This window comes from Limnobacter sp., from assembly GCF_036846585.1.
Taxonomy (GTDB): Bacteria; Pseudomonadota; Gammaproteobacteria; order Burkholderiales; family Burkholderiaceae_B; genus Limnobacter.
The window spans coordinates 87,658-98,178 of sequence record NZ_DAIUBR010000010.1 but is presented as its reverse complement, the minus strand read 5'-3'; the positions used below and the strand labels follow the sequence as shown (position 1 = coordinate 98,178).

Here is a 10,521-nt window from a genome sequence, read left to right as displayed (position 1 = left end):
TTTTTCAACCTGACCAGTGCACCAATTCACCTTATCGGCTTGAGGAATTGCGGCGACATTGCCCCGAAACAAACCTGCTTGATGACCTGAAAAGAAATCAACTTCTTGATCCAGACTTTTTGCTTTTGATGCAAAACTTTTGAGCGCCTCTTTGACTCCGTCCAGCAGTTTGATGAGTTGTTTGGATTGCATTGAACCCCCTTGCGAAGCGAATACCAAGGTTTTGGAATTGCCTGTAGTTGCCAAAACATTTGCTTTCATGTCTCGTGCGGTTTGAGCCAAGCTCAACGCGGCAGCCGACAAGGGGGAAATATCGCGCTTAAGGTTGCCTAAGTTTTGTGTGTTGAGATTGAATTGTTCAACCACAGGGTTGCTGGTGTTAACAGAACTTGAATACATAGTGAATAGTCCTTAAAGTCGTGAAAAGGATAAGTCTGTTAACCAACCAAATGAGAAGTTCGATTTATCGGAACAGCTCAATCCGTTCTGCACAACAAAAAATCCCGCTCGGGGTTTTAAACCCGGCGGGATTTCCGTTATAGCGTCACATCAAATTGACTGCGACAATCTACTATTTATACAACCTGCGCCAACCTGCGTTTGCGCACGCCTTGTGCCAAAGTTTCCAGCACTTGCAGGCTGTCGTCCCAGCCCACGCAACCATCGGTAATGCTTTGGCCATAAGTCAGTGGCTTGCCAGGTTCCAAGTCTTGACGACCCTCCACCAAATGGCTTTCAACCATTACACCCATGATGCGGGCATCGCCGGCGGCCAGTTGTTCGGCGATGTTTTCGCACACGCCCACCTGGTTTTTGGGCACTTTGCTGCTGTTGCCATGGCTTGCATCAATCATGATGCGAGCGGCCAGGCCAGCTTTGCCAATGTCGGCGGCGGCGGCTTCAACAGAAGCGGCGTCGTAGTTCGGGCCTTTGCCACCACGCAAAATGATGTGGCAGTCTTCATTGCCCGAAGTGCTGACAATGGCGCTGCGGCCTTCCTTGGTCACGCTAAGGAAGTGGTGCGGGTGTTGAGCGGCCTTGATGGCATCCACTGCAATTTTCACATTGCCGTCCGTACCATTCTTGAAGCCGACCGGGCAGCTAAGCCCGGAGGACAATTCACGGTGAATCTGGCTTTCTGTGGTTCGGGCACCAATGGCACCCCAACTGACCAGGTCTGCAATGTATTGCGGGGTGATCATGTCGAGGAACTCGGTGCCGGCGGGCAAGCCCAGGCCGTTGATGTTCAACAACACTTCACGCGCCATGCGCAAGCCTTTGTTAATTTCGAAGCTGCCATCCAGGTTGGGGTCGTTGATCAAACCCTTCCAGCCTACGGTGGTGCGTGGCTTTTCGAAATACACGCGCATCACGATTTCCAGGTCTTCCGCGTACTTTTCGCGGTACACCGTCAGCTTGTTGGCATATTCCATGGCCGCTTTCACATCGTGAATCGAGCAGGGGCCCATGACCACGATCAGGCGGTCGTCGCCACCATGCAAAATTTTGTGCAGGGCTGTGCGGCAGCCTGACACTGTTTCAGCAATGGCGGGGGAAATGGGCACGTCTGCAATCAAGGCTGCAGGGGTGATCAGTTCTTTAATTTCTTTGATTCTCAAGTCGTCTGTTACCGTGTTCATGCCAATTCTCCTGAATGCTGGCGCGCTTTTTGTTCAAAGTGTCGGTTCAAAAAAAAACCGCCAGGAGGTTAGGGCCTGGCGGTTTCGGGATCTGTTTGAACTATGTGTTTTTACGCACAACCCTCTTCCGCCGCTTGCCCAAACCAGGCAAAGAAGCCAAAAAAAGCATAAAAAGAGTGCGCGAAAGTCGTGTTCATCTCTTCAATTTAAACAATTCGTGGCCGCTGTGCAAGCGCGCTGAGCGAAATTCTAACAAGTCGCGGGTGGGTGTGGTTGGCATCCCACTGAAAAACAAGGAACTTTGACAGGCAGAGGCCCGCTTAAGCGTCAATTTCACAACACCAACCCGCAACCATGCGCATCAACGGAATCGATCCAATTGAAGCCAACCTGATTTACTGCGTCCCACCCATGACCAGCCCGTCAATGCGCAAAGTGGGCTGGCCCACGCCCACGGGCACGCTTTGGCCTTCCTTGCCGCAAGTGCCCACGCCGTCGTCCAGTGCCATGTCATTGCCCACCATTGAAATTTTGGTGAGCGATTCCGGGCCATTGCCAATCAGGGTGGCGCCCTTTAGCGGATAGGTGATTTTGCCGTTTTCAATTTTGTAAGCCAACGAAGCTGAAAACACGAACTTGCCGCTGGTAATGTCCACTTGCCCGCCGCCAAAGTTCACGGCATACACACCGTCTTTTACGCTGGCGATGATTTCCTCAGGGGTTTTGTCACCATTCAACATGTAGGTGTTGGTCATGCGGGGCATGGGCAGGTGGGCGAAGCTTTCGCGTCGGCCATTGCCGGTGACCGGCATTTTCATGAGTCGCGCATTGGTAATGTCCTGAATGTAACCCTTCAAAATGCCGTCTTCAATCAGGGTGGTGCACTGGGTTTTGTTGCCTTCGTCGTCGATATTCAGCGAACCGCGGCGGTTGGCCAGGGTGCCATCGTCTACAACAGTCACGCCTTTGGCTGCCACTCGCTGGCCAATCATGCCGGAAAACGCGCTGCTGCCCTTGCGGTTGAAGTCGCCTTCCAGGCCATGGCCAATCGCTTCATGCAATAGAATGCCGGGCCAGCCTGACCCCAGCACCACGGTTTGCAAACCGGCCGGGGCCGGGCGCGCTTCAAGGTTGATCAAGGCCTGGTCCACAGCCATGTGGGCGTGGTGCATCAGGAACGCGTCGTTAAAATGACCAAAATCGTAGCGGCCACCCGCACCAGATGAACCCGTTTCGCGGCGGCCTTTTTGCTCGACAACCACGCTTACGTTCACGCGCACCAAAGGACGCACATCGGCGGCCAGCACGCCGTCGCTTCGGGCCACCAGCACCACGTCGTAAGCGCCCACAATATTGGCCATCACCTGTTTCACGCGTTTGTCGCGCTTGCGGGCAAACTGTTCAAGGCGCTTGAGCAAGTCTACTTTCTCGGTGGATGTCAACGTGGGAATGGGGTTCAAGGGGCTGTACAGGGCGCGGCTTTCTGCGCCAGCAAAGCCTTTGCCTGTTTTCAGGTTGCGGTTGGCCGTTTTGCCCAGGCTTGCAATTTCACGCACCGACTTGGCTGCGGCCAGAATGGGCTTGAATGCAATGTCGTCAGAATAGGCAAACGCGGTTTTGTCGCCATTCACAGCCCTTACACCCACACCTTGCTCAATGTTGTAGCTGCCGGATTTCACGATGCCTTCATCAAGCGACCAGCCTTCCACGCAACCGTACTGAAAGTACAAATCGGCGAAATCAACCTTGTGCGAAAAAATTTCGCCAAAGGCTTTCTGAATGTGCCCCTCATCAATGCCGTAAGGGGTCCACAGCAGGCTTTGGGCAATAGCAAGGTTGGAAATGGCGGGGTCTACTACTTTCATGTTGAATCCTTTAAAGCACGCGGTGCGTGAGCGCGGGCAAGCTGTTTCGCACATCGATTATCTTAACAGGGTCAAGCTGACCAAGCAGCACTCCCTCGCCTTCGGCCAACACATTCTCGACCTCGCCCCACGGGTTGACCAACATGGAATGGCCCCAGGTGCGGCGCCCGTTCTCGTGTACACCACCCTGCCCACAGGCCAACACGTAACACTGGTTTTCAATGGCGCGGGCACGCATCAGCACTTCCCAGTGTGCGCGGCCCGTGGTGTAGGTGAATGCGGCGGGCATTACGATTAAATCGACCTTGCCCATGGCCCGGTACAATTCGGGAAAGCGCAGGTCGTAACAAACCGACAAACCCACCTTGAAGCCTTCAATGTCAGCCACCACAGGGGTTTTGCCGGGCAGCAGCACGCGTGCCTCATCGTAACTTTCCTGCCCTTTGGTGAAGCAGAACAGGTGAATTTTGTCGTAACGGGCGGAACACTGCCCCTGTGGGTTGAATACCAGCGTGGTGTTGTACACACGATCTTCCGTGTCGCTTGAAATGGGCACAGTGCCCGCCACAATGTGCACATTGCGCACCACCGCCTGGTCGGCCAGAAACTCCTGTATCGGGCCTTGGCCGAATGGTTCGGCAATCGCCAGTTTGTCGGTGTCTTTGTGGCCCATCAGGCAAAAATATTCAGGCAACAGTACCATGCGCGCGCCCAGCCTGGCTGCCTGGCCGATCAGGCGCTGCGCAATGTCCAGATTGCGCTCCACGTCGGGAGTTGCAATCATTTGCAAACTGGCAACGGTCATCGGCTGGGTCATGTCAGGGCCTCAGGTTGGAATTGTTGGTGGATGAATTCGGGGTTTCGCTTTTTCTGACACGTTCAATCACTGGGGCTGCCCACGGGCCGCTCACCTGGTACTGGAATGAGAAAATTTTCGCCAGTGGGTCTTTCAGCACAAAATCGGCAATCAGGGATGCAATGCCCACCGCAGGGTTGGCCGCAATCACTGAATAAATCAGCGAACCCCCGGCGGGGTTCAAATCGGGCAGCACTACCACATTCAGGTTCTGGGTTTCACTTTCCAGGTCAATATTTCCGTCCATCAACACGGTGGCGCTGGGCCCAGTCATCTTGAAATTCCGTGTGCTGGCAATCCCTTCCTCGAGTACAACATCGGCGTCCATGGTGTCATAGGCAAAGCCTTCGGAAAACACGTCTTTGAAATCAAGCGTGAAGCGACGGGGAATGCTTTGCAAAGAAAGTACGCCCAACAATTTTGCCACGCCCGGGTCTGCCTTTAAAAACTGGCCCTTGCTGCTTTTCAGTTTGAATTGCCCGCTCAAGCTACCGTAGTCAATGTTGGTGGGGGCGTCGTTCCAGCGCAATCGCCCAACAAGCGTACCTTCACCACCGCGAAACACATCAGCCATGCCCAAGCGGGTCAGCAAGCCGCCCGCATTCTTCACGGTCTGGTTCAATTCAATGTCAGTGCGCTGGTTCTTCAAATTGTTGCCGTATTGCCAAACGCCTTTGGCCTGGGTAACCGATTCCGGGTTCTCAATGCGCAATTCTTCCAGCTTCCATTCCTTGGGGCGCTGGCCCAGGGTGGCCCGTGCCTGCTCCTCGCGGGTTTGGTTCACGGCGATCAATTTCAGCTTGCCCAGGGTGAGGTCGTTCAAAGTGAAATTGTCCACCTGCACATCCAGTGCCGGAATGCTGGAGGCGGGTTCCTCGACCAGGTCGCGCATGTCGCTGTCCAGCGTTTTGGGAATGACCAGTGTTTTGAAGCGGGCCAACACGGCGCCATCGGGGCGTTGTTTGTCAGATACCCAGGACAAATAACCGTCCACCCCTTTGGCTTTTACATCGAACTGCCAGCGCTTTTCAACCGTGCGCGCTGCGACAGACACGCCTTCGAATGACTTGCTGCCCACGTCCAGGCGGTCGGTTCGAATGGCCACTTTCAGCTTCAATGCGGTATCTGAAGCCGGGTCGCCCATCAGTTCACCCATCAAACCGGTGTTGCCGGAAGCCGAGGTGATGTCGTTCACAACAGTTCGCCAGGTGTCCACGTCAATAACGGGCACCCGCACATCGCCCTGAATGCCCGCACTGGGCGCAGCCAGCGGCGCACCCACGGCAAACTGAAGAGAATCAATGCCGGGCTGCCCGCCGTCGTCAAGAACTGTGGCACGCACCTGTGCCACCGGTTTGTTGTCAGCCCCCAGATCAATCACCCACCGGTCGCCTTGCGCACTGCCGGTTTGGCTTAATTTGAAGGGCAAACGTGCATCCGCTTTTTTTGCAAAGGGGCTGGGCAATTTCACTTCGAGCCCTTGCAACTGGCTGCTTACATCCACGGTCACACCGTTTTCACGGGTGGTAACCAACACGCTGTAGGGGGTAGTGCCTGCCAGATAAGGTTCGGCCAAGGGGTTGAGGTATTGCGCCAAACCCTGTGCCCGCGCAACACCGTTGGCGCGAATTTCCATGCGCCCTGCGGCGTCGGTGTTTCCCTTCACGGTGACGGGGCCACCCAGGGCCTGCCCTTGCAACTGATTGATGAACAAGCCCTTGTTGGAGAACTGGATCACGCCGTCCACATTGATGACCGTGGGCATGCCGCGCACCACACGGATTGAATTGCCTTTCAGTGTCAGCTCGCCTTTGGCCTGGGTTTTTTGAGGATCTGCAATTGGAATGCCCAGTTGCAAATCAAGGTTCGCAGGGCCATCCACCTGCGCATTGATCAATGCTTCGTTCAGAATTTCCCGCACGGGGCTTTGATTAACGAAAGCCACCATGTTGGCCAGATCACCCCGGCCTTTGCCTGTAATTTCAAGCAAGGGATCCCAGGCATCCAGGTTGTCAATTCGCGCTTCAACATTTGTCAGTTGAACCCCAAGGGATTCAGCGCTATCGGCTTGAATCAACATGCGTTTGCCATTGAATGTGGCCTTGCCATTGACCTGTTGAATGCGGGGCCAACCGGGCGCGTAAGTCAATTCGCCGTTTTCAAAAGGCACTTCAATCCTGAACACGCCCTTGCTTTTCGGGTCATCAAAAGGAAAGTCGCTCAGGCGGCCCGACAATTCAAATTCGCCATTGCTGGCAACCCCGGCCTTCAGGTTTTCAGTCAACCAGGTGCGCGCACTGCTGCCCACAATCAGGGGCAAATAATTCGACACTTGTGCCACATTGGCCATGGGCAAGTTGCCTTTCAGGTTGATGACATCAGGTTCCTCGCGGCGAAATTCATAACTGCCTGCCACTTCAACTTGCAAATCCGCGTTACGGGCAAGCATTTTGTCGATTGAAAACTCCACCGGCAAATCGGTGGCAAACACATTTTCCCAAGCCCCCTGACCAGCCAGTTCATTGAACTTCAACACGTCGCTTGCGAAAATTTCCGGCAGGGCGAACTCCACGTTTCGCCCCATCAAAGTCCATTTGCCCTGCGAGTTGCTGCCCTTGAAAGTGCCACTGACATTGCGAAAGCCCGTGGTTTTTCCGTTGGATTGCGGGGAGGAATCGCGGTAGAGCACGGTCAGGTTGGTGAAGTCGATGTCGGAATTGAAGGCTTGGGAATCGCTGAATGGTTTGTCGCCCCCTGTCCTCCAGCTCACATCCAGCTGCTTGACCAGCCCTGAAAATTCGAACGCTTTAACCCGTTCAAGCCTGTCTTGCTGCCCCAGATGCGGACCCAGCTCCATCACAATGGCTTTGGCCTGCGCGGCATCCAGTTTCTGGGCTTGAACACCCCATTCAAACCCTTCTTTCAGCGCGTTCTTGCGCACCGACAAATCGGTGGGCCCAAACTGTTTCTGCCCTGCAATTTGACCGGTCAAGCGCCGTATGGAAATTGCACTGGGCGCAAACAAAAGATGTTCGCCAACAATTTCAACCAGTGCGCTGGTATTGGTCATGTCAAAAGGCGCGGCATCGGCCGCCGGGTTGTCGAAACGAAGCTTCGCAACACGTGCGTCCAGCAGGGAACGTTGAACAAGCCCACCTTCAAAATCAACCCACAGGCGACCTTGCGGCTGGGTCATGTCAACATCCAGATCAAAGGCCTTGAACATCGACTCAATGGGCTCGGCCTGATCCACCACGGCACCCATGAAAAAAGTGCCTTTCCATTTTTTCAGATCGCCCAAATTCCGCTTCAGCAGGGGCGTTTTGAAATTCAAACTGGCGTGCACTGGCGTTTTTGCCAACGTGGGCAACTTGAAAATTAAACCGGCCTGGTGTCGGCTCAGGCCGTTTTTCATCAACAATTCGACTTCAAGGGCCTGGGCGGTCGGGAACTGTCCCATGTCGTCTTGCCAATTCAACACCCCCTGGCTTAACAGCACACGTTTTTGCTCAAGCAACCAGTCAAGCCCGGGGTTGCCTTGACTGCCATCGTCCACCACCGGAATGCCCGCAATTTCAAACACGCCTTGCGCATTGCGAACCACGCGCAAGGTGGGCGACAACACCTCGAGATTGTTCAACCGGGGATTGAAAGCCAGAATGCTTGGGAGTGACCATTCCATGCGAAGGCTTTCCGCATGAAAACCCGACTCGCCATTGGGCGTGCGCAATTGCACTTGATCAACGGTTAGTTGCGGCCCCCAGCCGCGCCATTGCGCCTGAATACGGCCAATTTCAATGGGGGCACCCGTTTGTTGTTGCAGGAACTGCTGGATTTCCGGGCGATAACGGTCTATTTCAGGCAGTACAAGCCACTTCACGGCCAGCAAAGCCAGGCAAAACGGCACGTACACCACAACCAAAAGCCAAAACAATACAGACCCCGCCCGCCTTAGCATGGGGTTGCTGATCACATGTTGCAATTGCGCCTGGTTTGTTCCTTCCTGCAAGAAATACCGCCCGAATAATGGTGAACACCTGTAGTACTCTATTGTAGAACCAAGCACCCACTTAATTGCGCACTACATGAACGACCCACTGGATTTCTATCATCAGGTTTGGCCCAAACATTCCGAGTATGCAAAACGCTGGCTGAACCGCTTCCCCGATTGGGACACCACCGCCAGCGACAGTGACAGCGACCACCTTCTGAACTGCATCGAAACATGGCTGGAAAAAGCCCGCGAACTGACCGATGAACGGGCGTTGATGACCGAACTTCGCCTGGTCCGCCAGCGCAGCATGATCGAAATCATGCGGCGTGACCTGCAAGGCAAGGTGGATTTATTCGACGTAACGGAAGCCCTTTCCTTTCTGGCCGATGCTGCCGTACAAATTTCATTGAAACTAAGCCACCGCATGCAGGCTGAACGGTTTGGTGAACCAGCCAATGGCGATTGCCTGATGGTGGTCGGCATGGGCAAGCTGGGCGGCTTCGAACTGAATGCATCCAGCGACATTGACCTGATTTTTCTGTACAACCAGGACGATGAAACCCAAGGTGGTTTAAATGGCAAAAGCCAGTCGCACGCAGAATTTTTTAACCAGGTTGGCAAACGGATCATCAAAATAATTTCCGAGGTGACCGACGAAGGTTTTGTATTTCGCGTAGACATGCGGCTGCGCCCCAACGGCGATTCTGGCCCTTTGGTGGTCAGCCTGGACATGCTGGAAGAATATTTTGTGGTACAGGGGCGCGAATGGGAACGCTACGCATGGATCAAGGCGCGCGTGGTGAACTGGGCCGTAGACCCGAACCAAGATGCCGCCTTTCAGCAAAACCTGGACAACCTGAACAACATTGTTCGCCCTTTTGTGTTTCGCAAGTACCTGGATTTTGGATCCATTCGGGCCTTGCGCGCCCTGCATGTGCAAATTCGCAACGAGGTCAGCAAACGAGAAAGCCTGCACCCGGGCAGCGTGCACGTGAAACTGGGGCGAGGTGGCATTCGTGAAATTGAATTCACGGCACAGGCATTTCAGTTGATTCGCGGTGGTCGGGAACCCAAACTTCAGTTACGCCGCACTGTCGATGTGCTGGAGGTGTGCGTTGAGTTGGGGCTGATTACAGCGGATGATCACGACAAACTGGTGGCCGCTTACCGGTTTTTGCGCAACCTGGAACACCGCCTGCAATACGTGGACGATGCGCAAACCCACCGCCTTCCAGCAAGCCCCACCGAGGTACTTCGAATTGCCCGGTCGATGGGCTTTCAGGATCCGGGCAATTTCATGAAAACCCTGAACCGCCACATGGGCCATGTGGCCAGCCACTTTGATGTGGTGTTTGGCGACAAGCAGGAAGACGAGGAAACCCCCAGCCTGGAATTGCCTTGGGCCGACACACTGACCCAAGGGTTTTCAAACCCGCAGGCTGCACAAGACCGTTACCAGCATCTGGTTGAATCCAGCCGCTACCAGGCATTGCCCAACGCCCACCGCGAGCGGGTCGACCGGCTGATGCCAACTGTGTTGGCTGCAGCAGGGGCATCTACAGCGCCCGATTCCTGCTGGCGACATTTCTGCGACCTGATAGAAACGGTATCGCGGCGCGGTGCCTATCTAAGTTTGCTGGACGAATACCCGATTGCCCGCATGCGGGTAAGCCGGATGCTGGCCGCCAGCCCGTGGGCAGCAAGGTTCCTGATCAGGCACCCCCTGTTGCTGGATGAATTGCTGGACAGCCGAACGCTGTTGACTCCGCCCGATTTCAATCAGTGGAAGCAAGTGCTTCGCGACATGCTGAATCAAGCCAAGCTGCCAGACGGGCAACCCGACCTTGAACGGCAAATGGACTTGATTCGCGAGCAACACCACGCCCAGCTTTTTCGCGTGTTGACGCAAGACCTGGAAAACCTGCTGACAGTTGAACATGTGTCTGATTTGTTGTCTGAACTTGCAGACCGCACCCTGGAAGTGATTCTTGAGTGCGCGTGGGATCAACTGCCCAAGCGGCACCGTGCCCAACCCAAATTTGCCGTGATCGCGTACGGCAAACATGGCGGCAAAGAACTGGGGTATTCATCGGATCTTGACCTGATTTTTCTGTTCGACGACGACGACGACCGCGCACCCGATTTGTATGCCCAGTTGGCCAAACG

At 54.7% G+C, this 10,521-nt stretch carries 6 protein-coding genes; 1 reads left to right on the top strand and 5 read right to left on the bottom strand.

The genetic code is table 11. The features are described from left to right. From V7028_RS06860 to V7028_RS06840, 5 genes are all read right to left on the bottom strand, one after another. Positions 1-399: hypothetical protein (locus tag V7028_RS06860; protein WP_334119345.1), on the bottom strand; the 399-nt coding region annotated here is incomplete at its 3' end. 176 nt (positions 400-575) lie between these two features. Next, complete coding sequence (gene aroG / locus V7028_RS06855) at positions 576-1,640, bottom strand: 3-deoxy-7-phosphoheptulonate synthase AroG (protein ID WP_334119344.1); 1,065 nt, start codon at positions 1,638-1,640, stop codon at positions 576-578. Between the two features lie 395 nt (positions 1,641-2,035). Beyond that, complete coding sequence (gene tldD, locus V7028_RS06850; protein ID WP_334119343.1) at positions 2,036-3,505, bottom strand: metalloprotease TldD; 1,470 nt, start codon at positions 3,503-3,505, stop codon at positions 2,036-2,038. A gap of 10 nt (positions 3,506-3,515) precedes the next feature. Continuing rightward, positions 3,516-4,322 carry a carbon-nitrogen hydrolase family protein gene (locus V7028_RS06845; protein WP_334119342.1) on the bottom strand — a complete coding sequence of 269 codons (807 nt, stop codon included), beginning with the start codon at positions 4,320-4,322 and terminating at the stop codon, positions 3,516-3,518. 1 nt (position 4,323) lies between these two features. Then, positions 4,324-8,370 carry a YhdP family protein gene (locus V7028_RS06840; protein WP_334119341.1) on the bottom strand — a complete coding sequence of 1,349 codons (4,047 nt, stop codon included), beginning with the start codon at positions 8,368-8,370 and terminating at the stop codon, positions 4,324-4,326. 76 nt (positions 8,371-8,446) lie between these two features. Between V7028_RS06840 and glnE the strand changes: the two genes are divergently transcribed. Beyond that, positions 8,447-10,521, top strand: a 2,075-nt coding sequence (glnE, locus tag V7028_RS06835) for a bifunctional [glutamate--ammonia ligase]-adenylyl-L-tyrosine phosphorylase/[glutamate--ammonia-ligase] adenylyltransferase (protein ID WP_334119340.1), incomplete at its 3' end; no start/stop codon positions are given.

Coding starts and splice junctions, on each gene's coding strand:
- aroG (WP_334119344.1), bottom strand. CDS start 1,640: ATGAACACGGTAACAGACGACTTGAGAATCAAAGAAATTAAAGAACTG.
- tldD (WP_334119343.1), bottom strand. CDS start 3,505: ATGAAAGTAGTAGACCCCGCCATTTCCAACCTTGCTATTGCCCAAAGC.
- V7028_RS06845 (WP_334119342.1), bottom strand. CDS start 4,322: ATGACCCAGCCGATGACCGTTGCCAGTTTGCAAATGATTGCAACTCCC.